The 26,020-nt window shown below is 59.1% G+C and carries 19 protein-coding genes; 10 read left to right on the top strand and 9 right to left on the bottom strand.

The features are described from left to right. Positions 1-62 precede the first annotated feature (62 nt). Positions 63-1,085, bottom strand: a complete 1,023-nt coding sequence (locus tag AB4Y89_RS21480; RefSeq protein ID WP_442302990.1) for an alcohol dehydrogenase — start codon at positions 1,083-1,085, stop codon at positions 63-65. A gap of 262 nt (positions 1,086-1,347) precedes the next feature. Here AB4Y89_RS21480 and AB4Y89_RS21475 point away from each other — a divergent pair, with 262 nt between their 5' ends. Both AB4Y89_RS21475 and AB4Y89_RS21470 read left to right on the top strand, forming a co-directional pair. Beyond that, positions 1,348-2,361 (top strand): methyltransferase, encoded by a 1,014-nt coding sequence (locus AB4Y89_RS21475; RefSeq protein WP_442302989.1) that lies wholly within the window; start codon positions 1,348-1,350, stop codon positions 2,359-2,361. A gap of 80 nt (positions 2,362-2,441) precedes the next feature. Continuing rightward, positions 2,442-3,362, top strand: a complete 921-nt coding sequence (locus AB4Y89_RS21470; protein ID WP_442302988.1) for an RraA family protein — start codon at positions 2,442-2,444, stop codon at positions 3,360-3,362. A 96-nt stretch (positions 3,363-3,458) separates the two neighbouring features. Here AB4Y89_RS21470 and AB4Y89_RS21465 read toward each other — a convergent pair whose 3' ends face one another. Next, positions 3,459-3,890, bottom strand: coding sequence for a hypothetical protein (locus tag AB4Y89_RS21465; RefSeq protein ID WP_442302987.1), 432 nt, complete (start codon positions 3,888-3,890; stop codon positions 3,459-3,461). A gap of 130 nt (positions 3,891-4,020) precedes the next feature. Here AB4Y89_RS21465 and AB4Y89_RS21460 point away from each other — a divergent pair, with 130 nt between their 5' ends. Further along, the gene (locus AB4Y89_RS21460) at positions 4,021-4,548 is read left to right on the top strand and encodes a dihydrofolate reductase family protein (protein WP_442302986.1); all 528 of its coding nucleotides are present in this window, start codon (positions 4,021-4,023) and stop codon (positions 4,546-4,548) included. A gap of 122 nt (positions 4,549-4,670) precedes the next feature. Here the strand turns inward: AB4Y89_RS21460 and AB4Y89_RS21455 are convergent, their stop codons facing one another. Beyond that, the gene (locus AB4Y89_RS21455) at positions 4,671-5,330 is read right to left on the bottom strand and encodes an MOSC domain-containing protein (protein WP_442302985.1); all 660 of its coding nucleotides are present in this window, start codon (positions 5,328-5,330) and stop codon (positions 4,671-4,673) included. A 277-nt stretch (positions 5,331-5,607) separates the two neighbouring features. Between AB4Y89_RS21455 and AB4Y89_RS21450 the strand changes: the two genes are divergently transcribed. Continuing rightward, positions 5,608-7,524 carry a hypothetical protein gene (locus AB4Y89_RS21450; protein ID WP_442302984.1) on the top strand — a complete coding sequence of 639 codons (1,917 nt, stop codon included), beginning with the start codon at positions 5,608-5,610 and terminating at the stop codon, positions 7,522-7,524. A gap of 140 nt (positions 7,525-7,664) precedes the next feature. On the opposite strand, the gene AB4Y89_RS21445 is transcribed toward AB4Y89_RS21450, so the two are convergent. Next, positions 7,665-8,396, bottom strand: a complete 732-nt coding sequence (locus AB4Y89_RS21445; RefSeq protein WP_442302983.1) for a 3-keto-disaccharide hydrolase — start codon at positions 8,394-8,396, stop codon at positions 7,665-7,667. A 201-nt stretch (positions 8,397-8,597) separates the two neighbouring features. Between AB4Y89_RS21445 and AB4Y89_RS21440 the strand changes: the two genes are divergently transcribed. After that, positions 8,598-9,941: an ankyrin repeat domain-containing protein gene (locus tag AB4Y89_RS21440; protein ID WP_442302982.1), complete on the top strand. Its 1,344-nt coding sequence runs from the start codon at positions 8,598-8,600 to the stop codon at positions 9,939-9,941. Positions 9,942-10,465: 524 nt separating this feature from the next. Here the strand turns inward: AB4Y89_RS21440 and AB4Y89_RS21435 are convergent. The 4 genes from AB4Y89_RS21435 to AB4Y89_RS21420 all read right to left on the bottom strand — a co-directional run bounded on the left by AB4Y89_RS21435 (position 10,466) and on the right by AB4Y89_RS21420 (position 17,432). Then, a complete protein-coding gene (locus AB4Y89_RS21435; RefSeq protein ID WP_442302981.1) occupies positions 10,466-13,411 on the bottom strand; it encodes a diguanylate cyclase in 2,946 nt (981 codons plus the stop codon). 167 nt (positions 13,412-13,578) lie between these two features. Beyond that, the gene (locus AB4Y89_RS21430; protein ID WP_442302980.1) at positions 13,579-13,938 is read right to left on the bottom strand and encodes an HNH endonuclease; all 360 of its coding nucleotides are present in this window, start codon (positions 13,936-13,938) and stop codon (positions 13,579-13,581) included. Between the two features lie 621 nt (positions 13,939-14,559). Continuing rightward, entirely contained in the window at positions 14,560-16,902 is a 2,343-nt protein-coding gene (locus AB4Y89_RS21425) for a molybdopterin cofactor-binding domain-containing protein (protein ID WP_442302979.1), read from the bottom strand. Beyond that, on the bottom strand, positions 16,899-17,432 hold the full coding sequence (locus tag AB4Y89_RS21420) for a (2Fe-2S)-binding protein (RefSeq protein WP_442302978.1): 534 nt from the start codon (positions 17,430-17,432) through the stop codon (positions 16,899-16,901). The genes AB4Y89_RS21425 and AB4Y89_RS21420 overlap by 4 nt, the downstream gene beginning before the upstream one ends. 393 nt (positions 17,433-17,825) lie before the next feature. Here AB4Y89_RS21420 and AB4Y89_RS21415 point away from each other — a divergent pair, with 393 nt between their 5' ends. Then, a complete protein-coding gene (locus AB4Y89_RS21415; protein WP_442302977.1) occupies positions 17,826-19,454 on the top strand; it encodes a M28 family peptidase in 1,629 nt (542 codons plus the stop codon). A gap of 190 nt (positions 19,455-19,644) precedes the next feature. On the opposite strand, the gene AB4Y89_RS21410 is transcribed toward AB4Y89_RS21415, so the two are convergent. Beyond that, a complete protein-coding gene (locus AB4Y89_RS21410) occupies positions 19,645-20,091 on the bottom strand; it encodes a hypothetical protein (protein ID WP_442302976.1) in 447 nt (148 codons plus the stop codon). Positions 20,092-20,348: 257 nt separating this feature from the next. On the opposite strand from AB4Y89_RS21410, the gene AB4Y89_RS21405 reads away from it, so the two are divergent. The 4 genes from AB4Y89_RS21405 (at position 20,349) to AB4Y89_RS21390 (ending at position 25,687) form a co-directional block, all read left to right on the top strand. Beyond that, a complete protein-coding gene (locus AB4Y89_RS21405; protein ID WP_442302975.1) occupies positions 20,349-20,783 on the top strand; it encodes a hypothetical protein in 435 nt (144 codons plus the stop codon). A 78-nt stretch (positions 20,784-20,861) separates the two neighbouring features. Further along, positions 20,862-21,800 carry an aldo/keto reductase gene (locus AB4Y89_RS21400; protein ID WP_442302974.1) on the top strand — a complete coding sequence of 313 codons (939 nt, stop codon included), beginning with the start codon at positions 20,862-20,864 and terminating at the stop codon, positions 21,798-21,800. 55 nt (positions 21,801-21,855) lie between these two features. Then, positions 21,856-23,619, top strand: a complete 1,764-nt coding sequence (locus AB4Y89_RS21395) for an MOSC domain-containing protein (protein ID WP_442302972.1) — start codon at positions 21,856-21,858, stop codon at positions 23,617-23,619. Positions 23,620-23,992: 373 nt separating this feature from the next. Continuing rightward, positions 23,993-25,687, top strand: coding sequence for a hypothetical protein (locus AB4Y89_RS21390; protein ID WP_442302971.1), 1,695 nt, complete (start codon positions 23,993-23,995; stop codon positions 25,685-25,687). Positions 25,688-26,020: the final 333 nt, after the last annotated feature.

Raw genomic sequence — 26,020 nt, 5'->3', positions numbered from 1 at the left:
GCTCGAGACTATGGCGCCTTTTTTTGCTTTGCCATTACGAAGCGCGCTGCTCTCGCCCGCAATTAACTCCCCATCGTCAAAACAGCACGGAACCGCACTTTGCCACTGTGCATCTGTTCATATGCAGCCGCGACGTCGCTCAACGGATATTTCTCAATCATCGGATGAACATCGCTCAAGGCACTGAACTTCAGCGTGTCCTGCGAATCGCGGCCGGTGCCGGAGTACCAGCCGGATACCTGGCGGCGTCCCATAATCAACGGAAATACGCTCATGCTCAATGGATCGTTCGGGGCAGCCGGGACGAGAAGATTTCCATTGATGCCCAGCCCGTCCACCACCGAAGAGATCGCTTTCGCACTTGGAGCGGTTGCCAGAATAATGCGCGCTCCGCCGAGCTTCTGCAGCTCTGCAACCGTATCCGAAACATCAGAGTCGATATAGTGATGTGCGCCCAGCTTCTTCGCGAGTGCTTCCTTGTCTTTGCCCCGGCCCAGCGCCACGGTCTCAAAGCCCATCCTGCGTGCGTACTGGACGCCCAGATGCCCAAGCCCGCCAATGCCCTGCACCGCGACCACATCGCCGGCGCGTGCGCCGGCATTGCGTAAGGCGTTGAAGACCGTCACACCCGCACACATGAACGGGCCAGCCTCTTCCGCCGGGAGCCCGTCGGGAATCGCGGCCAGCGACTCCACCGGTGCAACCATGTATTCTCCATAACCGCCATCGAAGTCGATGCCCGTGATCTTGCGGTTGGCGCACATGGTGAAATCACCCCGCCGGCATTGGTCGCAGGAGAAGTCGTGTCCACCGTGCCAGCCGACACCGACGCGATCCCCAACCTTCCAGGTCGTAACGCGATCACCAACAGCATCAATACGGCCGGCGACCTCGTGCCCCGGTACGCGGGGATACTGCAGCCCGGGCCAGGCCCCGTCCTTCACCATGACATCGCTGTGGCAGACGCCGCAGGCCTCGACCTTCACTCGGACCTGCCCTGCGCCTGGCTGCGGAATCTCACGCTCTACAAGCTCAAAATCCCCACCCGGCTTACTGATTTGCGCAACCTTCATCGTCTTTGCCACGGACATGCTCCTTGTATGTTTGCGAATCGCCTGGAACCGCAGAATAGCCTAACAGCATGGTTTGATGCCGGGCAGACAAACGTGGCGTCAACTTTCCCATCACTCCAAAGAACCTTTATCGAAGCTTCACGAAAACACCTTTGTTCGCCATGCGTGCTTTGTGACAGAATGGCGGCTCTCTGTTTTTCTGCTCGGCTTCATCCCTCTGCGGTTGTGCCCATGGGATGCAGTACCATCACGTTGTCATAGGAGATGATTGACCATGAGTACAACCCCAGCACCCGTCACCCCTGAACGCCTCATGCAGTTTGGGTGGGGATACGCCCCTACGCTTGCGATCGAAGCCGCCATTCATCATCGCGTCTTCGACGTTCTCGATAGCGGACCCAAAACCCTCGCCGAAACCGCTGCCGCCACCGGCGCCTCGGAGCGCGGACTGCGCAGCATCATGAATGTCCTCGTAGGTCTGGACTTCCTGGCGCGCAGCGGTGACAAGTACACGCTCACGCCAGAGAGCGAAGCCTTTCTCGTGAGCACCAAGCCGAGCTTCCAGGGCGGCATGTTCAAACACATCAGCCGGCAGCTTCTGCCGAAGTGGCTGGGGCTGAATGAAGTGGTCGCCACCGGCAAGCCGGCGCGCTCCGTAAATTCGGAGGGCGATGGCACCGCCTTCTTTCAGGCCTTCGTGCATGACATCTTCCCGATGAGCTATCCGGCGACGCAGGTGCTGGCCGGTCATCTCGCTCTGGAGCAGCGTGAGGGCACGGTGCGCATACTCGACCTGGCCGCAGGCTCCGGCGTATGGAGCATTGGACTAACGCAGAGCGCGCCGAACGTGGAAGCAACAGCCTTCGACTGGGAGGGTGTGCTGCCCGCCACACGGGCCATGGTAGAGCGCTTCGGCCTCACCGCACGCTACAACTTTATTGCCGGCGATCTGAACACGACACCCTTCGGCAGCGGCTACGACGTTGCCACGCTGGGCCACATCCTGCACAGCGAGGGCGCGGCTCACAGCCAGGCGCTGCTGAAGAAGGCCTTCGATGCCCTGAGGCCGGGCGGCACCCTCGTCATTGCCGAGTTCCTGGTCAACGCCGATCGCACCGGACCTCCGGGGCCGCTGATCTTTGCCGTCAACATGCTGGTCAACACAGAGGACGGCGACGCCTTCTCTTTCGAAGAGATCAGCGAGTGGCTCACGGCAGCAGGCTTCGTCGATGCCCGCCTGCTCGATGCCCCCGGACCGTCGCCGCTGATCCTGGCGACGAAGCCTTAGTCACGGTCGTGCAATACTAGCGCTTCACTGCAGGCAGCCGTTGCAACGGCTGCCTGCACTCTCTTCACTTTGGAGTTCTGATGAAGCGTTCCTTCTTTGTCGCCGTATTGCTCGTGCTTGCCTGTGCTGCATCCGCGCAGGTCACTACCTCGCGGGAGCGCATTCTCTTCTACACCGGCGACTGGCATGGCGAGCGTTTTCCCGACGGCCGGCCAAAGCTGCCCGACGCACTGCTCTCTCGCGCGCTGGACGTCACCGTTGAAGATGTGTGGGACTTCCTGCAGGGGCATGGTTACAAGAGTCAGTTTGACGGTGGCTGGCAGTCTCTGCACGCCGACCGTCCTTTCGCCGGACGCGCACTGACCGCGCAATACATGCCATCGCGGCCGGACATGGTTGCTGCCATCAAAGCTGAAGGCAAGGCTGAGGGGCGCGTCGGCGACACCAATAGCTGGCCCATCAAGCAGCTTGAGCAGGGCGATGTGTATGTCGCCGACGGCTTCGGCAAGATCATCGAGGGCACACTGATTGGCTCGAACCTTGGCAGCGGCATTGCGGCCCACACCCACGGCGGATTCGTCTTCGATGCCGGCATCCGCGACCAGGAGGAGAACCGCGAGATTACGGGATTGAACGGCGTCTATCGCGGCTATGATCCATCGGCCTGGGCGCAGATGACGCTCACCGCGATCAATGCTCCCCTGCGCATCGGCAGAGCCGTGGTGCTTCCCGGAGACCTGGTGCTGGCGCGCGCGGACGGTGTTGTCTTTGTTCCCGCACAGCTTGCAGAAGAGGCCATCAGCAGCGCCGAGTTCACCAAACTGAAGGATGAGTTCAACTTCGAGCAGAACGCGAAGGGCTCCAACGGCGGCCAGTTTGAAGGTGGCTGGACGGAAGCGAAGTACCAGGCCTTCCGCACGTGGGTGAAAGATCATCCGGAGAAACTGAAGATGTCACAGGAGGAGTTTCAAAAGCTTCTCTCGGCGGCGAGACATGATTAGGAGTATCGATGAAATTCGAGAGTTCAAGCCGGGCACCGCAGTCAAGACAGACACCGGGATAAGCGCTGAAGGCGCGCTCTATTCCTGCTCCATCACTTATTGCTGCGGTTCTGCCTGAGGCTGAGGCGTATCTTTACTCTCATTCTTCTTCGAATGATGGAACGGCTTCGCCACGGCTCTTCCGGTGCCTTTCGCAATCTTGCCTGTTCCCTTCACCGTGCCTACACCAACATCCTTACCGGCTTCGCCGGCGCCTTTGCCCACATTCTCAGCCGCGCCGATCGGGTGCAGCGTCACCAAGTCACCGGCGCCTTTGCCAACACCCTCGGCGGCGTGGCCTGCGCCCTTACCTGCGCCTTTGCCGATGTCGCCGCTACCGCTACCAACGTCACCACCTGCACTTCGTTGATGAGRCTGAGACTGCGATGGCTGGGGTGGCGGAGTCTGCGACGGAGTAGAGTTCTGCCCCATGACAGCAAGCCCGAACACCAGCGGCGCCACCGACAGGAATACGACAGGAGTTCTCATAGCAAACCCTCCTCCGGAATTGAGATGCATTTGCTACGAATCTGGCTGCACAGAACCGACTCTCTGCACACCTCGCGGGAAGTGACACAAAGTAAAGGTCTAAACTGAGCATTCGTAGAGGGGGTATCGAATGGCAAGGATTCGAGGCTATATCGCAACCAGCCTGGATGGATATATCGCCGATCGGAACGGCGGGCTTGATTGGCTCTTTAAGTATGACGATATGGATCTTGGCGAGCATGACTACCGCTTATTTGCCACGTCGATACGAACCGTCATCATGGGGCGAGACACGTACGATTTCATCGCGGCCCAACCAACTCCCTGGGCGTACGAGGGCAAACGTGTGCTCGTCGTTACCTCTCGTCCAATCTCCTCACCGCCGGGCGAACTGGAAACCCGTCATGATGTGGAGGCATTGATTGCCGAACTCAGAGCGCTCGATGACGGTGACGTGTGGATGCTTGGAGGAGGGCGGTTGCAGGCGGCCTTTCTCGAGCGCGGCGCATTGGACGACATCGAGATCTATGTGATGCCGGAGATCATCGGCGGAGGCGTACCGTTATTTCCGGCCACAGGCCTGCGGCTCTCGCCCAAACTGATCGAGACCAAAGCTCTGGATAAAGGTTGCGTCTACCTGCGCTACAACTTTTCCTGACCATGTAGTTCGTGTGCGACTGGCGATATCGTGTAGTGGCAGATTCGTTTGTGCTCTGTCAGGGATTACGGGGTTCCCGCCCACCCTCGCGGAGTTAGGGTGGGTTAGGAATACCCATAACCTCAAACGACCGAAGAAAGCTCATCCCGCAGGATCTGCCTCTTCCAGAACCGCGGCAAAAGTTCCAGCGCACGTACGCGCTGCTGCGTTTCCGGGTCCGCATCTTCAACCAGGCTGTATCGCCAGATATCCGCCACGCTGATCCGTTCCGGCGCTCGGCTCACAACCGTGATTGCATCGCCTACGGCCAGTGTGCCTTCCTGCACAACCGATGCATACCAGCCAGGGAAGCCCTGGCGCACGAACAGCGCAACCATATCCGGCCGCTGAAACTTGATCTGCAGTTTGTAACAGGGGCTTCTCGGCTGCAGCACCTGGAGCAACGTACTTCCAATCTGAATCACGTCGCCGATACAAAGCTCAGCCTCTGAAAACCCCTCGGATGTAATGTTCTCCCCAAATGCCCCGGGAGCGAGCGGCCCTGTACCCAGCAGCTTTTCCCAATCCGCATAGTGTTCATGCGGATAGAAGTACACGGCTTTCTGAGGACCTCCATGAACCGTCAGGTCTGCCTGCACATCTCCATCCAATCCCAGGTGGCGGGCAGAGACGTTTCCGGAAATAGGCTCTTTGAAGATGCTGGTGGTCACAACCTTCCCGAAGAATTCAACGTCACGCCGCTTGCCCACATTGACCGAGTACACCTTGCCCACATCTGGCACCTGAACACCATCCTTTCGATCTGTTGAGAAGATTAGATGTTCCCGCGGCCTCCCCGGAATCTGGAAAATAACCGGCAGACGAGAAGTTCCGTCAGATGCCCCATGATCATTGACATCGCCGTCCGCGCTGTGACACCGTACCGGTAGCGCGCTCTGGGGCGCCTCCTGTCCGCGGCAAGGGAGAGTACTCCCACCCACTTTCAACCTGTGTTTCTGCAAGGACCTTTCATCCGGCCCTGAGCTCAGCGGACCTGGGCAATCACGGAAGGAAGGTACTATGTCCCGCCAGATCACGCCCGCTACCTCACTCGACAACCTGCGCCGCGAAGCCAAACGATGGCTTGCCGCCCTGCGTGCACAGGACTCCGCCGCGCTCGAACGCTTCACCCACGCTCATCCCAAACAAACCGGAACGATCGTCCTGCGCGATGTGCAGCATGCGCTTGCCCGCGAGTTCGACTTTGCGGGCTGGAGCGAGTTGAAGCTTGCTATTCAGGAGACGGCAAAGTCCCGGACACTTTCCATGCATCAACAGGCCGCAGTGGATTTTGTCGCTGCCTACAAAGGCGACGCCGAAGCCCTGGAACGCCTGAACCGCTACTATCACCGCGAGTTCACTCTGGCCGACCTTAAGGCAGAAATTTGGCGGCGCGATTACGCGTTTCGTCAGCGTGCCTGGAAACGCGCCGATGGGAAGGAAGGCGATAACGAATTCCCCATCGAAGAAGCGCAGCTTCTACTGGCGCAGGATGCAGGCTTCGGCAGTTGGGAGAAACTGATCGGCGCCGTCAACACAGGCCAGTCTCCGCAGGGGGCGCCGTACGCGATCGATACCAAAGACAACAGGATCGGACCACGGCGCCGCATGTCTGCAGCTGACTGGGACGCTCTGATTGCCGTCATGCGAGAGCAGCGCATTTCTACGCTCGACGCCAACGGACACATGACCGACGACGCGCTCGCGAAGATCGCCTCACTCGACTTCGTCACCGGCCTGAACCTCGACGGCTCTCGCGAGCTTACGGACGATGGCCTGCTGCATCTGGTGCATATGCCTCAACTCGAACAGCTCAACCTGAGCGAGTATCCCGGAGGCAAGCTCACTGACCGCGGCCTCGAGGTGTTGCGCCATCTGCCCAACCTGCGCAGGTTCGAGATGACGTGGCAGTCAGCCATCACGGATCGCGGCGCTGCTAACCTCCGTTTCTGCGAGTTGCTGGAAGAGGTCAACCTGATGGGTTCTCCCACCGGAGACGGCGTCGTCGAAGCCCTGCAGGGAAAACCACATCTTCTCCGCTTCAGTACTGGAAGATACGTGACCGATGCGAGCATTCCACTGCTGCACAACTTCCCTCTGCTCAAGACGCACACCGGCGAACGGGCGAAGCTGGTGCTTGATGGCCCCTTCACCAATGCAGGCCTGCAGGCGCTTGCCGGGCTCGATGGCCTGCTGGAGCTCGATCTCTTCTGGCACGTCGACCGCATCACGACTGACGGATTTGCACACCTGCTCAAGCTGCCTCATCTCGAATCGCTGGGCTGCGATGGACGGCTCAGCGACAACATCGCGCTGCAACACATCGGGACCATGCCCCGGCTGAAACGCCTGCGGATCCAGGAGGCCGCCGCCGATGACGATGGCTTTACCGCTCTGGCACGGTCGCAGAGTATTGAACAGATCTGGGGACGCGTCTGTGAGCACTTCGGCGGCCGCGGCTTTCTCGCCTTCTCGAAGATGCCAGCCCTGCGTAACCTCGGCATTGGCTGCAGGAATGTCGATGATGCCACGCTTGCGGCGCTGCCTGACTTCCCCGCTTTGCGCGAGCTCACGCCGATCGGCTTCACCGACAGCGGTTTCCGCCACATCGGCCAGTGCCGTCTTCTGGAACGCCTGACCTGCATGTACTGCCGCGAGTCCGGCGATGCCGCCACCGAAGCGATCCAAGCACTGCCGCTGAAGTACTACTACGCCGGCCTGACACAGATCACCGACCGCAGCATGGAATCTCTCAGCAGTATCAAGACGTTAGAGAAGATCGAACTCTACGAGTGTCTGAAGGTCACCGATGCCGGTCTGCCGTTCCTCGCTAAACTGCCACGACTGCGAGAAGTCCACCTCGACCACCTGCCCGGAGTCACGTTGAGTGGAACCAAGGTCTTCGGACCTGAGGTTCATGTCTACTACTCTGCGTGAGAAATCGACTGGTGAAGGGATTGGGTGCCCCATATCTGGCGGCATTATCGCCAGATGTGGGAGTGGTGGCACGACACGCGTGTCACGTTGCAAACCCACATCTCGGCGTAGCCGAGATATGGGGCACCCGATCGTTCAACTTACTTACTATTCGCAGTCAACGGGCGGATCTTGATATTGCGGAAGTAGACGACGTCCCCGTGATCCTGCAGCAGGATGTGTCCATCCGAAGCATCGCCGAAGCCTTTGAAGTCTTTGAACTTGCTCTGCGCCAGGGCTTCGCGGAAGGTCGGCGAGGTGCGGTCATATTCCAGCACCTTCACACCATTGAGCCAGTGTTCAGCATGATTGCCGCGTACTACGATGCGAGCCGTGTTCCACTCACCGATCGGACGCGTCGGCTTGTTCTCCGCCGCCGGCAGAATGTCATAGAGCGACCCCGTCTTGCGGTCACCATTGCGGCCCAGCTTGGCATCGGGGTGCACATCGTCATCCAGGAGCTGGTACTCGAAGCCGATGACGGACTTCGCCGCCTCATTCACCTTGTCGTTGACGAAGTACTTCACGCCGCTGTTGGCGCCGCGCGTCAGCTTGAAGTCAACGCTCAACTCGAAGTCGCCGAAGATATCGTCCGAAACGACATCGCCCTGGTGAGACTCCGAGGACCGCAGATGCAACACGCCTTCCTTGATCTCTGCACCGTCCACCGGTACATCCGCACCCTTGGCGCTATGCCATCCATGCATCGACGTGCCGTCCCACAACAGGCGCCATCCGGCGGCCTTTTCTTTGGGAGAAAGGGTGTTGTTCTGCGCGTAGACGGCAGGCACGAGAAGAAGCAACAGGGCACGGGCGGCAAATGACGGTTTCATAGGAAATCAATGGTACACGCACTCAACTATCCCCTTGCAAATGCTTGACGTTCGCCTGCCCCCGCACTACGCTGATGCCAGCGCGAGGGGCGCATCCAGTCCGCGGAAAGGGCCGTGCCCACCCATCTACACAACTGAAGGACGAACCTTCTTTCAGCCTGATCTGTGCGGACTCCAGGCATGTCGTGAAAGGAGATTCGCATGTTTCCCAATCCGCAGGAAGCGCTTCCCCAACCCGCCCGCCTCAGCCTGGAACAATACCGCAAGCTCGCCAAGGACCTGGTCAAGGTCTGCAAGACCGCAGACCCAGAAGCCATCCGCAACCGCATCACCCTATGGATTCGCGAGCTGGCGCGGCACAGCGACCTCAACCTCACACCCACCCTTCCGGTTGCCGTCGAAGGTTGGATCGACCAGGTCACAACCTTCACCATACAAACACTGCTCCAGGGCAAACGCACCTGCGCGCTGACCGATGCGCAGTTCGTGATTGCACGCTGCCACGGCTTCGCAAGCTGGCCCAGGTTCGTGCAACACATCGAGCAGGCCAGTATCGTTACCTCTACGATCGCGGAGTTTGAAGCAGCCGCTGACGCCATCATCTTCGGCGACCAGGCAACGCTGAAACGGCTGATCGAGAAAAACCCTGGGCTGGCGCGGCAACGCTCCACCCGCGAACATCACGCGACCCTGCTGCACTACACCTCAGCCAATGGTGTGGAGGGCTATCGCCAGCGAACACCGGCCAACATTGTTGCCATCGCGGAGTTCCTTCTAGAAGCCGGCGCGCAGATCGATGCTGAGGCCGACGTATACGGCGGCGGATGCACCACGCTTGGCCTGGCAGCCACCAGTGTTCATCCCGAAACGGCGGGCGTGCAGGAGGCATTGCTGCAGCTCCTTCTCGATCACGGAGCGCAGATCGAAAAGCCAAACCTCGCCGGCAACGGCACAGGCGCTGTCGTCTCCTGCCTGGCGAATGGACGCCTGCAGGCCGCTGTCTTTCTTGCCTCGCGCGGCGCCCACCTCGATCTTGACGGCGCAGCCGGTATCGGCAGGCTCGATACGGTGAAGACCTTCTTCGACATATCCGGACGATTGCTGCCGTCTGCAACCCAACGCCAACTTCAAAAGGGATTTCTCTGGGCCTGCATGTACGGATGGGAAGAAGTTGTCGTCTTCTTGCTGGAGCATGGAGCAGACGTGCGCGATCCCGCAGAGACTGGCGCGACAGGCCTGCACTGGGCGGCCGGCGGAGCGCATCTTGGCATCGTCAAACATCTGCTGCTTGCCGGCTCTTCACTGGAGGAGTTCAACCGCTGGGGAGGCACGGTTCTGGAACATGCGGGATACGGCCTCGAACACAACACCGCAAACGCCGACTTCGCGGCAACCTTTGAAGCATTGCTGGCAGCAGGCGCGGCAATACGAGGTCCAGAAGTCCCGGGATCCTGGCTGCGATGGATCGATCGGCTGAAAGATATCCCTGCTGCGCAGAAAGATAGGATTGCCGAGATTTTCCGCCGTCACGCGTCAATCCGATGAATCTTCGCCCGTATTATGTGGCCCAAGAACATTCAGGCCTCAGCAGGCAGATAAAGGTGCCGTACGTCTATGCAGGGATGTGTTTTTACCGGGCCGGAATCAATCCGTGCTACATTGCACGTACAAAAGCTAAAAATCTGTCTTCCTTTTCCCGCAAGGGGTAGAGGTTCTGCCATGTCGCTCTTTCCGTATCGGTGCCCCCAATGCTTGTCATCCCACGCGGTGCGAGAATCACACCCGCGTCTCTTTGACCTGCTTTCGCGTTTTCTGCTGCTGCGGCCCTATCGCTGCGAAAGCTGCCAGCGGCGCTTCTATGCGTGGAAGAAGTAGCTCGTAGATATCCATTCCTGACCCTGAACAATTGGGTGCCCCATATCCGGGGTCCCCAGCGGGCTTGCTCGTTGGGGTGGTATCTCGGCGTAGCCGAGATGTGGGGTTTGCAGGATGTGGGGATGACCGCGACTGTCGTGGTATTTCATTCCCACATCTGGCGATAATGCCGCCAGATATGGGGCACCCCGCCCTTACCAGGGTTTAGTGTTGCCGCTTAGTTCCGCCATATCGAGCACATCCTCGTCGGCGAAGACGATCCGGTTCCTGCCTTCATCCTTCGCACGATAAAGGGCGTCGTCGGCAAGATCGATCAGCCGCTGTACGGTGCTGCGTCCGAGCTCATACCAACTCACTCCGATCGAGCAGGTGATATTGAGGTAGTGCCCGCTGCAGCCAATCGGCTCCGCACAAAGCGCCGCATGCAGTTCGGGCAGGCGTGTACTTGCTGTCAGCCGCGTTAGACCGGGAAGCAGCATCATCATCTCTTCACCGCCGTAGCGGCCTACAACGTCGTACGGTCGTGCAAGCGCGCCCAGGCGCCGCGCATATTCACGGAGCACACAGTCGCCTGCCGAGTGTCCCCAGGTATCGTTCACCCGCTTGAAGTGATCGATATCCAGGAGAAGCACAGCAAAGGTGGCGCCCTCGCGCCGTGCCCGCTCGACCTCCTGCTCCAGGTGCTCCATGATTGCCCCGCGATTGAGAAGACCGGTCAGCGAATCGTGTGTTGCCTGAATCTGCAGCTCCTGCCGCGCTTTGAGCAGCTCATGCTTCTCCTGCTCCAGCTCGCGCGTGCGTTCCTGCACAATCGCTTCGAGATGGCGCTGCCGCTGGACAAAGAAACGCACACTCCAGCGCCACACCAGCAGGCATAGCAACAGTGGAGACAGGATATAGACCGCCCACATCGTCCGCGTCTTCCACCATGGCGGAAGAATCCGAAATTCAGCCGACGCCGTCTCGGACTTGCGTCCGGTTCCTTCATCAACCGCGACAACCTCAAGGCGGTACTCGCCCGCGGGCAGTGCCGGATAACGCAGGTCGTGCTGCGGCGTATCCTGCCAGTCTTCTTCCAGACCCACCATGCGATAGCGGAAGGTGATGGAACTCTCGCGTTGAAAGTCAGTGGAGACAAGATGGGCTGTCAAGGAGTCGCGGCCCCACGGTATTTCTCCTTCATGAAAGAGCGTCAACAGCTTCTCGCCGATCTTTACCTCGGCAATCTGCGCCGTCAGCGGTTCCTGCGTGAACAGGTGTTCCGGATGCACGAAGTGCGTCATGCCTCCACTGGTGCCGATCCAGACCGTGCCGTCCTTATCTTCGTAGAAGCTGTTGCTGTTGATATCGTTCCAGACCAGCCCGTCTTCGACACCGCAATGGCTCCATCGGCTGCCATTGAAAAGGTAGAGACCTTCTCCCGTCCCGGCCCAGACCCAGCCTCGGCTGTCTGTCTTTACCAGGAAGACTTTGGCGTCGCCGCTGGCCCACGGTATCGGCTCCAGCAGCTCTGCCTTGTTGCCGCGCACACGAAGATGCACAAGGTTCGGCTCGTTGCCGGAGATCCAGAAGGTGCCGTCGTGGCCGATGCTGAGCTGCGCAGAAAGCGTGGGATGGTATGCGGCCGGAAGCTCAATCTTTTTCCAGGTCCCGCCCGTCAGCCGGAACAGACCGCCACCGGCAATGAACCAGAGAGCGTTGCGCTTGTCTTCCGCACCGACATAGACCTGCTCTGACGGAGCGTCTTTGCCGGTGATCCTCTGTACGCTCCGCGAAGGATCATCGGGCGCCACGACATAGAGTCCGTTCAGCGTGCAGATCCACATACGTCCCGAACTGTCGCGGAGGATCTGAAAGACGCCTGTAAGCTGAGCTACCTTATGGCCTTCGCCGGTCGCGGGATCGTAGTCAAAGACACTGCCGTCGTCGCTTCCCGTCCAGAAATGTCCGTCGGCAGCCATCGCAATCGATTGCACACGATGAAGAGGAAGCCTGCTGGATGCAGCGCGCTTTCTGATCGACCGGCTTCCCGCTTCAATCATCTCGAGACCGCTCTCGGTTGCAATCCACATGCGGTCGCTGCGATCACGGGCAAAGTTCCACACGATGTCCGATCGCAAGCCGTTCATGGTTGTCCAGTTCACGGTGTTGTCGTATCCAAGCCACCGTCCCAGACCTTTGCCGTTCCAGCCCACCCAGACGGAACCCCGCCGATCGACAAACAGCGTATCGATCATGCGCACGGGAAGATCCGCGCCTCCCTGCAATACGTTCCAGTTGCCGCCTTCCAGGCGCGCCAGACCTTCGCCCAGGTTGATAAGGATGCGTCCCTGCTTATCCTCGACGATCGCGGTTCCGCGCGCTGCAAGAGCGCCGCTTGGCAGACTCAGACCGGCAGGAACAAATGCTTTCGCATCACGGTCCAGCCGGTAGAGCGAGCCCTCGCTTCTGACCCACAACCGATGTTTGCTGTCTGCAAATGCCACGCGCCAGCGCTGCTGCGGCAGGTTCTCCGCAGTTCCGTAGATATGCAATCCCGCCGCCGCTGAAAAAGAACAGATCTCGAATCCGCACCCTACCCAGAGGCGATCGTCCTGGCCGGCGACAAAGGTGATGTCCTTCAACTGAGGATGCTCACGAACAAGCTCAGGAGAAAATCCCGGAGCAACCGTCCACGTCGAAGCATGCTGCTCCGCAACATAGAGCATTCGCCGGCTGACGAAATAAAGCCGGTCATGCTCGCTCGGCAGCGCGGTCAGCGTTGTGTGCAGATCGAAGTCGAAGCCGCCCGGCGGCTCCGGAATGGCGTGCACGCCGCCGTGATCCATCACATAGAGCCAGCGCAACGTCGAGAACCAGACGCGGCCCTCGTTGTCGCGGGCCGCGCCGGTAACGTACTGCTCATCCGATGCGTTGAACACAATTCGCTTGAAGTCGGCGCCGTCGTACCGGTATACGCCACCCTCGGCGCAGATGATGAGAGATCCCTCAACGTCCTGCACGATATAGCGGACGCTTAAACTCTTCAGCCCCTCCGAGAGACCGTAGGTGCGAAACGCAAAATGCTGCGCCGCCGCCATCGTGGCCAACACGCCTAAAAGGCATGCGCACAGTGCAGCGACGATACATTTTCGCGTCATCCCGGGAACCCTTAAACGGCATATCGGCGGCAACCGGGAAAGATTGATCTGTGATGTAAAGATTTACCAGGACCGATGAGTCTTATATCGGCAACCCTGCTCTGCACACCCTTTTCGGGCTACTCGCCAACAGGGAAAATGCTCTAGCACGGGTCATGCAGTAGCGTTCACAATGCTAACGACGCGATATTCGAAGCGCCCTGGCGGTCAATGGCCATCTTCGCCTGTCGCAGACGTTCGCGGAGTTTCCCGGTGGCGATCCGATGACAGCGCAGGCAAAGTGTGCGGATATTGTCGAGGTCGCATTCGCCCCCGCCCTCGCTCACCGGCAGAATATGGTCAGCATCCCAAAGGCTCTTACGAGAGCGGGTGCGAAGCCCCCAGTGCTGCAACAGGTCCTGCCGGCGATTTCCGCGCGAGTACCGGAGAGTCCGCTCGGCAACGGTTGTATCGACGGAGCACTCCGCACAAACACCTACGTCTCTCAGAAAGACCTGCTCACGCAGATAACCAGGCTGCGATCGCAACTTCCATTCATGCACGCAGAACTCTGAACAAAACGTGAATCGGCCTCGAGGAACTTCTAAATTGCACCAGCGGCATAGACCGCGACCGTTCGCTCCCTTGGGGATCGATTTTCGGTCTACCCAACCTCCGGTCATGATGCGTGCGGTGCTCATCTCGTATAGCTATTCTCGCCCAACAGGACCGGAGCCCATACGAGAGAAAGGTACCGGAATCATGAATGACATCGATGTCTATGTCAAACCGGCGAGCCCGCGTTATTCACGACTCGCAAGGGATGATGCATCGAGCGAAGCTCGATCTGGTCTTGCTTAAGGGCACGGCTTTTAGCCGTGCCGAACAGGGAGCAGAGAACACGCGGCTTTAGCCGCTGAGGTCAAAATATAAGTCGTTAGTTATGGTTAAGAACATCAGACACACACAGGAGATGCGGTACCTCAGCGGCTAAAGCCGCATTCCTTTTCGAGCCGAGACGGGACGGCTAAAGCCGTCCCCTTAAGCAAGACGGAGCGCCTTTGGCGCTTTGCCCAGCCAGCGGCACTGGCCGGGGTCCCCGCTGCTCCCACCCAGGTACGCGCAATCCATAGAGTTCAACTATGGCCTTCACTTCGTACATAAAATCCCTACGAAGTCGCTATCGCCGCTTTCAGCAGCCCGGAGACATAAGCCGGTGTAAGCGGGATTCGCCTGGCATGAATCCCTGTAGCGTCGTGGAAGGCAGCGGCAATCGCTGCCGGACACACCGCATTCGCCGGCTCGGAGCCTCCGGCGTAGCCTTTGTCATCACGGGAGATCTGCACTATCTTGATCTCCGGCATCTCGGCCATGGTCAGGATCTTGTAGCTGCTCCAGTTGGTGCTGGTGATCTTGCCGGTATCGAAGGTGACCTCCTCCTTCAGAGCTTCGCTGATACCCATCACAACGCCGCTGAGCATGCAGCGCTCAAGCTGGCGGGGATTGATGATCTTGCCCGGTTCTGCCCCGATGGTGAACTGTGTCACCTGAATCACACCTGTAGCGGGCGTGACGATAATCTCTGCGATGCCGACCCAGTAGCCATTCTGACGCATCATCAAGCACATTCCGCGCCCATGCAGTTGATTCCCATCTTCACTGCGAGCCTTGGGATTCGGCGATGGCCGCGGCTGCCATTCTGCTGCCTTTGCCGTCGCGTGCACCAGTTCGGTAAGACGTTGATCCGAGGTGTGCGCAAGGCGAAACGCGATGGGATCCATACCAGCCGCCGCGGCTGCTTCATTGAGAAGCGATTCGAGGGCAAAGTTCTGCTGCCGCTGTCCGGGAGTGCGCATGATGAGTCCGCGCATGCCGACTCCGCTCGGTGCATCGCTGCCAAGGTTAGGCGTGCCGTAGACCTCCTCCCGGCGATGCGGAATGCCATCATAGGGCCACTCTGTTGCAATCCAATAACCCGGTTTCGGATCGCTGGTGGGCATGCCGGCAAGGATCGCTCCAACGATGCGTGCGTCGTTTGATTGCGTCGAATAGAACGAGCTTTTAAGAGCAGTGATCCGGTTGTTCGCATCGAGACCACAAGCGATGTCTTCCACCCAGCCGGGAGAACTGGCGGACCAGGCGAAGTCATCCTGCAACATCCACTGCACGCGCACCGGCCGGTGCAGCATCTGCGAAAGGATCGCGGCGTCACCTTCGGCGCCGTCTCCGCCGAAGGTCGTGCGGCCGAACTGTCCGGCATGGTCGAACCAACGCACGACGACCTTATCCATCGAGGTGGAGAGCGTATTGGCGATCTGCGCGCGCAACCCCTGAAGATTGGCCGAGTGAGACCAGACGGTAGCAAAGCCATCCGCACGAACGTCGGCCACTGCTACAAAGGGTCCAATGGGCGCGTGCTTGATAAAGGGCTGCTCGTAGGCAGCGGAGACCTGCTTTGCGGAAGTGCTGAGCGCGGCTGTCGTCTCTTCAATACTTCCCTTTCCTTCCGAGGGAGCCTTCCACGGATAGCTGCGCAGAAACCCAGTGAGCTTGTCACTGCCAGGCAGCCCCGCCCACTCTGTCCACTTGGTCGCGGAGGCAACGGCGCGAGAAGCGCTGATAGCTTCCCACTCATTCGGTGAGACCACCGCAACCAGGTTCTTCTTCACGACCACCTGTGCGTTGGGGAACTTCGTCTTGTCGAGTGCGCCTGCAGCGATCAACGTTGATCCCAACGTCGGAGGACGCACGACGCGGGCATGCAGCATATTCGGCAGCATGACATCGCACGTCCACTGCGTGCGTCCAGTCACCTTGTCTGGGATGCTGGGCATCGGGTATGACGTGCCTACGACCTTATATCCGCTCAACGGCCGCATCGGCGGATTTCCCAGCACGACGATACCGTCCAGCCCGGAGAGTCCGTTCCACGCGGTTGGGTCAACGCGTGCGGCTTCGCCGGAGACAGGTATGGTGAGATCGAGTTGCTGGTTGCGAACAAGCTCGGCGTAGCTGATCTTTCGTCCATCGCCGGAGACGATACCGTCGCTGACCGTGAGCTGGTCTGCGGGGAGATGCAGCTTCTCCGCCGCCAGGCGCAGCAGGGCCTGATAGGTATAGGCGGCCACTTTGCGGAGATTCTCTGCCCCGGTAAGAAAGCCGGCGGAGTAACCACCGTCGGGTGTGCGGTCGGTATCGCCCATGATGAGAGAGATGGTTTCGGGACGGACACAGAGCTCGTCGGCGATGATCTGCGGATAGAAACCGCTCATTCCGGTGCCGATCTCAGCGCGGCCGGTACGTACGAGGATGCTGCCGTCATCGTGCAGCTCAAGCCAGGAGGTAGCCGGCATCCCACGCGGCGGTGCCGTCTGTGATGTCTGCCCCGTAAGTCGCGGCGTTGCCATGGAGACGACCAGCGCGCCACCAGTCTTGAGAAAACCGCGACGGGTAAGCTGAGGCAGGAACTCTTGAGAAGGAACGGGGCTCGAAACCGGAAGCATGATCTTCATGCCGGTCTCCGATCCGACGTCATGACCGTCGACGCTCGCTGCACCGCGCGGATGATCGCGGCATAGGTTCCGCAACGGCAGAGATGGGGTGATGGAGGCTTGTTCGTGTACGCGTCTTTGATCTGGGCAACGCTCGGCGTGGGGTTCGTTGCAAGCAGTTCGACAGCCGCGATCATCATGCCGCTCTGACAGTAGCCGCACTGCGGAACCTGTTCGTCAATCCATGCCTGCTGCACCGGGTGAAGCGTCTCTGCCTCCACGGCTGCACCTTTGTTCTGTGCCCAAAGCGCGGGAAGCCCCTCAATGGTGACGATCTTCTTGCCGGTTGTGGCGGCAAGAGGCGTGATGCAGGAGCGAACCTCTGCTCCATCAACCAGAACAGCGCAGGCGCCGCACTGCGCCATACCGCAACCGTAACGCGGACCGGTACAGTGCACCTCATTCCGCAGCACGTAGAGCAGGGGCGTCTCAGCGGTTGCGTGGACAGGATGCTCCTGTCCGTTGACGTTGAGGGTGAGCTGATCTGCCATGGGTGATGCTCCTTGAGGTCGTATCCAAACCCGCCGTCGATAAGAACTACATTGCGATACTAATCAAAACCCTTGTCAAACCAACACAGATTGGGTTGTGGGTGAGAACCCCTTGTTGCGTCTCAGACGCAGATTCGATAGGTTTGTCCCATTACAACAATTTGAAAATCGTCCCGCGACGGCATGCGTTGCTGGTCTTGCAGGGGATTTCTCCAGCTTCTGTCCCTCGGATTCCTTTTTGTCCGCTCAAAGCATTTCCCCTGTTCCTGGGTTTCCCGGAAGGGGCGTGCAGCGGCGTTTTCATTGCGGAAAACGCCCATAGATGTGAATGCCCTGGTCTACACCTACAGGGAAAACGCTTAATCAGATTTCTCTTCGAAAGCGAGAAGCTCCATGAATCTGTATCGCATCACGCAGGCTGCCGCCCTGGCCGCGGCGCTGCTGGTTATTCCGCCCGCAGCCGCGCAGGAACAGGCGGGTGACAAGGTTGATCTCGACGTCCTGGCACAGATCAAGCACGAAGCCCTCCAGAACTCGCAGGTGATGGAAAACCTGTACTACATCTCTGAGGTATATGGTCCGCGCGTCAACAACAGCCGCAATCATCGCGCAGCCGCCGAGTGGGCCATGCAGCAGATGAAGGCGTGGGGACTGAAGAACGTCCACCTGGAAGCATGGGGCCCCTTCGGTTATGGCTGGCAGATCAAGAAGTATTACGGTGCGCTGGAGTCTCCCGCCTATGCCGCGCTGACCGGCTTCCCGCTGGCATGGACACCGGGCACCGACGGCCCCATCACCGCCGATGCCGTATGGGCTCCCATCCATTCGAAGGACGACTTCGCCAAGTACAAAGGCAAGCTGAAGGGTAAAGTTGTGCTGATCTTCGATCCGCCTCAGCTTAAGCTGCACTCAACTGCGGAAGCGGCGCCCAGCCCGACCGATGAAGAGGTCGAGGCGCGCACCAAGACTCCTCCGACCGGCCCTCGCGGTGGAGGCGGCCGCGGACGCGCCGGTGAAGGAGAGTGGGACTACACCCCGACCTCCCTTGCACTATCAGGACCGAAGGGCCGCACTCTTCGCAACGAGGTCAATGCCTTCCTCAAGGAAGAGGGCGCTGCCGTGGTGCTGACGCCGGGCTACAACGGCGACGGCGGCACGGTCTTCTCAACCTACGGTGGATCCGAAGATCCCAAGGATCCGGTTCCGCCTCCGATGGTCGCCGTTACTCCTGAGCAGTACAACCGCGTTGTTCGCCTGGTGCAGCATGGAACCACGCCGAAGTTGACCTTCGACATCCAGGTCGACTACCAGAAGACGGATCAGATGGCCTTCAACGTTGTTGGCGAGATTCCGGGTACCACCAAGGCCGACGAAGTGGTCATGCTCGGCGGCCACTTCGATAGCTGGCAGGGCGGCACCGGCGCCACCGACAACGGCACCGGCTCCTCTGTCGCCCTGGAGGCGGTACGCATTCTGGCAACCATGCACAAGCCCATGGCGCGTACGGTTCGCGTTGCCCTGTGGGGCGGCGAGGAAGAGGGACTCTACGGTTCCATCGCTTATGTGCAGCAGCACTTTGCACAGCGCGAAACCATGAAGAAGACTCCGGAGTACGACAAGCTGGATGTCTACTTCAACGACGACTCMGGTTCGGGCCGCTTCCGTGCCGTATCGGCGCTGGGCAATCCGCAGCTTGCGACGATCTTCAGGTCGTGGATTGAGCCCATCAAGGACCAGCACATCGTTGCTGTGACCGGCGGTACCGAGTTCAGGCCCACGGCGCAACCCGGCGGCACCGACTCCACCAGCTTCTCGTGGATCGGACTGAACGGCATCGGCTTCCAGCAGGACTCGTTGGAGTACGGCACCCGCACCCATCACTCCAACGCGGATCTCTATGACCGCGTGCAGAAGGACGATGTGATGCAGGGTTCCCTGGTCGAAGCCTGGTTTGCCTACAACGCAGCCACCCGCGCCGAGATGCTGCCCCGCATCCCAACACCGGAGCCGTTGAAGAAGTAATCGGACGTAGAAAGAAGCAAAGGGTGAGGCCAAAGCCTCACCCTTTTGTTATTGCACTTGGTGTATTAGCTCTAAGCACCAAAAGGTTGCACCTTCTCAGGTGGGAGCAGCGGGCTTCAGCCCGCTGCTCCCACCCGGTTCGAGCTTCGCTCGAATATACCCATCGCGTTGAGATGGATGGGGCACCTAACTATGACTGCAGATCACCATCACTGGCAGCTCTTTCCGACTCGGCCATAACGTCATAGAACACATCATGGAGCATCTCCCCGTTTTCCGGATTGACCACGGTTCGGTTCCCCTTCGCATCCATCGCAACCAGCTTGAATGAGCCCTCGTACGATCCGATTCCGTCCAACACATTAAGGAACGTAACGGCCGAGAGTTCGGCGCACTCCCGCAGGAGTTCTTTCACCAACTCGCGGCCATTGTCGTCGAGATCATGGAACCAGCGCGCCCGACGCTCTTCGATTTCTGCTCGAGCATGCAGGGACACGCCGACGCTTTTGTCGATCTCAGAGGTCCAGGCCTCCATAGGGATGGTCGGTTTCGGCTGCAGTAGCTGCTTCAGTATTTGCTTGTACGGATAGTCAATCGCGTCGCGTTGTATGACTTCAATAAACTCACGTGCATCCATCGTCAATGTCCTCAGCGTAATTACCATTTTGCAGCATTCCACATCGCTCGTAGAACCCTGCCAAGGTAGACATGCGCCTACATGTTGCGCTTCAGCTTGGTATCTCCGCTTACCTGGTTTTGGGCCAGGCCCAAGCCTGTCGCAGGATACCTCTCAACCACTGGACGCGGCCAGAACGCCACAAGGGTTGAATCCACAGTAGTAAGTGTGATATAATACTAAAGGTAACTTCACGTCAGAACTTACTATGAGGTCTCATGCCTATCTCACACGACGCTGTTGCATCGTTCTTCCAGAAGTTTGCGGCCAGCAGCAATTCCAAAGACACACCGGCCGAAATCTCACACTTTGCCGATGTCTTCGTTGCGGCTGGTCCGTCTGGTAACGTTATCGTCAAGGTTGAAGATTTCGCGAAGGTATTGCCGAAGAGACGCCAGCTCCTGGAAGCATCCGGTCTTGTTCATACCTCACTCAAATCCTTCGATGTGACCGCTTCGACAGACCGCCACGTCGTCGTCAACAACACCTGGGAGATGGACTTCAAGACCCAGACACATGGTCCGGTCACAATACCGGTATCTGCCACCTTCACGATTGATATGGCCAGCGATACGCCCAAAGTGCTTGTCTACCTCGCACATCAGGACATCCTGCAAATCCTTCGTGATCGTGGAATGCTGGCCGCCATTTAGGCACCGGCCTCCAATAACCTTGGTCTAATTGATGGCCCTCCGGCATCAGAAGCATTAATGGATGCATAGAGGTGCCCCATGAATGACTCTCTTGATTTCCGGCTGTCCCGTATCCCTCTCAAGAACCGCGCCGGCCGTATGCCGGCGCTTGGCTTCGGCACTCTGATTCCTGATGCAGCAGAAACAGTGAGTGCAACCAGAGGTGCGCTGCAAGCCGGGTTCAGGCATTTCGACGGTGCGGAGCGTTATCGGAACGAACGCGAGGTGGGCGAGGCGTTACACGCCGGGCTCGCCGCCGGTGAAGCCACGCGCGACGATATCTTCGTCACCACAAAGTTATGGAATACCAATCATCGACCGGAACGTGTCGAACCGGCATTTGAAGCAAGCCGAAACAGGCTTGGGCTTGAGTATATCGACCTTTATCTCATTCACACTCCGTTCGCGTTTCAGCCTGGAGACGACCAGGATCCCCGAGATCAAAACGGCAATGTTCTTTACGACAAGGGAGTGACGTTGCTCGATACCTGGCGAGCCATGGAGACTCTCGTGGACCACGGCAGGTGCCGGGCGATCGGGCTATCGGACATTACGCTGGACGCACTTCGGCCTATCTACGAAGCAGCAAGAATCAAGCCCGCCGTCGTCCAGGTCGAGTCACACCCTTATCTACCGGAGACAGAACTTTTCGAGTTCTGCAAACAGAATGGAATCGTGTTGCTAGCGTTCGCACCTCTGGGTCACGGATTGAGGCCTGGGCCGTTGGAAGACCCGACCATTCTGGCGATTGCAGCACGCGTTGGAAAGACACCGGCACAGGTCCTGCTGGCATGGGCGGTCCAACGCGGTACAGCCTTACTCACCACACCGAAGACCGCGGCTCGCGCGAGAGAAAACTTCGATATCTCCGCCCTTCCTGAAGACGCGTTTAACCAAATCAACAGCATTCAGACAAGACAACGGCTCAATTCCGTGGTGCACACCGGCGTGCCCGGCTTCATTGCGCAAGGCAGATGATGTTAGAGCTGCTGACTCGGACAGCATAAGGTAATCCGCTGCAAATGGAGGATGTGTGGCAAAACTGCTTTCAGTCAATGTCGGCCTTCCACGCGAAGTCGAATGGCAAGGCAAGCTGGTCCGTACCGGAATCTGGAAGCTCCCCGTCTCCGGCCGCGTCTTTGCGCGGCGATTGAATCTGGATGGCGATGGCCAGGGCGACCTTGCCGGCCATGGCGGGGAACACCGCGCCGTCATGGTCTATCAGATCGATGCCTATCGCTATTGGGAGAAGGCGCTCAATCGGAACGATTTTGAGCACGGGCAGTTTGGAGAGAACTTTACCGTCGAAGGTCTTGCAGATGATGAGGTCTATATCGGCGATCGATACAGCATCGGCAACGCGGTCTTTGAGGTGACGCAGCCTCGCGTTACCTGTTACCGGCTAGGCATCCGCATGAACAATCCCCAGATGGCCGCCTTGCTCATCTCGCACCGGAGGCCGGGATTCTACTTCCGCGTGATTACAGAGGGCGAGGTTGGTGCGGGAGATGAGATTGAAAAGATCGCGGATGGACCGGGACGAATTTCGGTCGCCGAAGTCGACGCGCTGCTGTATCTGCCGAATCACGATCCTAAACGCATCGCGGTTGCTGTGACGGTTCCCGCGCTGAGTAGTGGATGGAAGGGCTCACTTGAAGAGTTACTGAAAGCAGATGAGGAGGGCGTGCATAACGGCAACGCCGGGCTAACATCTTCCATTTCTTCTCCACCGTTGTGGAATGGCTTTCGCATGCTGCGGGTTGCCGCGGTTCACCAGGAGAGCAGCGAGGTAAAGTCCATCGTGCTGGAGTCAGTGGACGGCTCGCCTCTTCCGGCTGCGCTACCGGGTCAATATCTAGTCTTACGTCTTCACCCGGACAGGGGTTCGCGTCCCGTGGTGCGCAGCTACTCCATCTCAGGTGCCTCCGATGCCGGGAGGTATCGCATCAGCGTGAAGCGAGATACCGGCCCGGGCAGCCAATACATCGTGGACGTAACCCAGGCCGGCGACATGTTCGAAGTAAGCGCGCCACGCGGTGAGTTTGTACTGCGCTCCGGGACACGTCCGGTCGTTCTGCTGAGCGCCGGGATTGGCGTGACTCCGGTCTTATCGATGCTGCATGCGCTCGCATCTCAGAGCTCAGCGTCTCATCGCGAGGTCTGGTGGGTTTACGGGACGCGCAATGCCCAGATGCATGTCTTTGCCGAAGAGACTCGCGGGTTGCTGAAAACCATTCCCGGAAGCCATTCGGTGATCGTTTACAGCAAAGCGGATCCTGCAGATCGGCTGGGAACGGACTTCGATATAGCAGGGCGCCTGGACCTTGATCGCTTGCAGAAACTTGGCATACCTCTCGACGCCGATTTCTATCTGTGCGGTCCTACTACGTTTCAAAACGACATCACCAGGGACCTGGGCTCTTTGTCTGTTCCAACGAGCGCGATTCATCAGGAGATCTTCGGCTCCGTGGGTTCTATCACACCCGGCGTCGTGAAGGCCAAGGTTAAACTTCCGCATCCGCCAACGGCTTCCACTGGAAACGGACCGCTCGTCTCATTCACCCGCAGCAATCTAACGGTGCCGTGGGACAACAGATTCCGGAGCCTGTTGGAGTTTGCTGAGGCCTGCGACGTCCCCGTCCGATGGTCCTGCCGCACCGGCGTCTGCCACATGTGCGAGTGCGGTCTGCTGAGCGGCGACCTGCATTACTCTCCCGATCCGCTGGATCAGCCGGCTGGAGGAAATGCGTTGATCTGTTGTTCGACGCCGGAATCACAGGTTGATCTGGATTTGTAATCGATATCTTCGTTTTGTGTTGTTTGAGATTTGGGGTATTCCTTACCCCACCCTAACTCCGTGAGGGTGGGGCACCCAAGTAGGGGGAAATGACAAAGCAAAGGGTGCCATGGCACCAAGCGCTGAAGGCCGGGGTCCCCAATGAACGTGTTCATTGGGGTGGAAAAGCGCGCTCTATACCAGCCTGGGGCAACGCCCCAGGTTTCGGTCTCCATAAGATGTTAAAGGGCTGAAGGCCCGCTCTATAGCCCTCCTGTTCAGGCGATCGAGGAGTCTCAAGAACCTCCTCGCTAAAGGCAGCGTTTGGTAAGAACAACCATCTCTCCGAATTGACTGCAAGACGAAGGAACGCACTTCGTGAATAATTCTCCTTGTGAAAAAGACATCCCTCGCATCGTTGAGTCGCCGCGACCTCATCCTTGGAGCAACTGCCTCGGCTTCGCTCGCCGCCGTACCGCTTCGCGCGCAGAGCACTAGACCGTCGCTGCCCCTCGCCGACCTTCGTGAGACACCCGCCCAGATAACAGCTTTTGCAGGTCTGGATAACGCGCAGCCGTTGACACGCTCCGGCAGCGAATGGCGGGCAGGTGACCTGGTGGTCACGCTCGATAACGCGGGAACAGGAACCGTCGTATCGCTGGCGGCGCCCTCGCTTGCTGTGACACACCTGCGTCTTCGCTGGAACATCCGCCACCCCGAAGATATCGTCGTGCTGGGCGATGCGTGGGAGCGCTCGTATGGCGATCTCGGCTGGCGCAATGTCGTCGCCGAACGTCCACTGCCCTGGTACTGCGCCGTTCATCAGAATGACACCACGCACTGTTACGGGGTCCAGACCGGTGCGGCGAGCCTTGCAATGTGGCAGGTCGATGCGGCGGGAATCACGCTCTGGCTCGACGTGCGCAACGGCGGCGAGGGCGTACTCCTGGGATCACGCGTAGTCAAGGCAGCAACGCTGATAGCGCGTCGCGGAGAACGTGGCGAGTCTATCCACAGCACCTTATCCGCCTTCTGCCGCACGATGTGTCCGTCGCCGCGGCTGCCGAAGACCACCGTCTATGGATCGAACGACTGGTACTACGCCTACGGCAAGAACACAGCGGAAGGCATCCTCCGCGATGCGGAGCTGGTCGCAGCGCTTGCTCCCTCCAGCGGTCCAAAGCCGTTCGCCATTGTCGACGACGGCTGGCAGAACAAGCAGGCGTTTCCCGACATGGCGGCGCTGACATCGCAGATCCGCTCTAAGGGAGCACGTCCGGGTTTGTGGATTCGGCCGCTGCAAGCGCATACAGGCGCCGATCGCAAACTGCTTCTTCCCGACGCACGTTATGGACGCCGCCGGGAGCGCTTCAACGATCTTGCCTACGACCCCACCATTCCAGAGGCTCGCGAAGCCGCGCTCAACACCATGCGTGAGGCCGTGCGCTGGGGCAACGACCTGGTCAAACACGACTTCTCGACCTATGAGTTGTTTGGCGGCTGGGGAAGCGAGATGGGGCCGTCGATGACCACAGGCAGCTGGCACTTCAACGACCGCTCGCTCACCAACGCCGAGATCGTGCTCAACCTCTATCGCGGCCTGCGCGAGGCCGCCGGGGAGCAGACGGTCGTCATCGGCTGCAATACCATCGGTCATCTCGCCGCCGGCCTGTTTGAGGCGAATCGCACGGGAGACGATGTCAGTGGGCGCGCCTGGGAACGCACACGCCGCATGGGCGTCAATACGCTCGCCTTCCGGCTGGCGCAGAACCGCACGTTTTTCATCGTGGACGCTGACTGCGTTCCGCTCACCAAAGCCATCGCGTGGGAGAAGACACGCATGTGGCTCGATGTGGTGGCACGTAGCGGCACCGCGCTGATCGTCTCTCCCGAACCCGGCGCGGTTGGAGCAGAACAGAAGGCAGCCCTACGCGAAGCCTTCGCTATCGCCGCGTCAGCTCCTGCTGCTACCGCGGACGATATGCTGCAAACCAATGCGCCACAGCGTTGGACGTTTCAACAGAACGGTGGAACGAAGAAAGCGAACTATAGCTGGGATGAAGATGGCGCATCGCCGTTCTCGATTTAACTGATTAATTCAAGGGCATCGCCAGATTCGAGATAACCCATGCACCGGGTGCCCCATGTCCCCGAGGGACATGGGCCCGTCTTCGCTCTCCCAATGCCATTTCTCCGGTGTGAACAGCTCTGATCGATTCTCTGAACCTGCAGGACTATAGAGCGGGCCTTCAGCCCTTGGTTTTCAATGTGCCCGAAACCTGGGGCTTCACCCCAGGCTGGTATGGAGCGCGCCTACAGCGCTCAGAGCCATGGCACCTTTTTGTTTGTCATTTCGGAGCTACCGGAGCCATCAGTAACAAACAAAGGCGCCGCAGTCTTCACCACTCTTTTGAAGAATCCC

Source organism: Terriglobus sp. 2YAB30_2, assembly GCF_052114765.1.
In the GTDB taxonomy this organism is placed as follows: Bacteria; Acidobacteriota; Terriglobia; order Terriglobales; family Acidobacteriaceae; genus Terriglobus.
The sequence above is the reverse complement of the archived record's forward strand: the minus strand, read 5'-3'. Positions and strand labels throughout refer to the sequence as shown.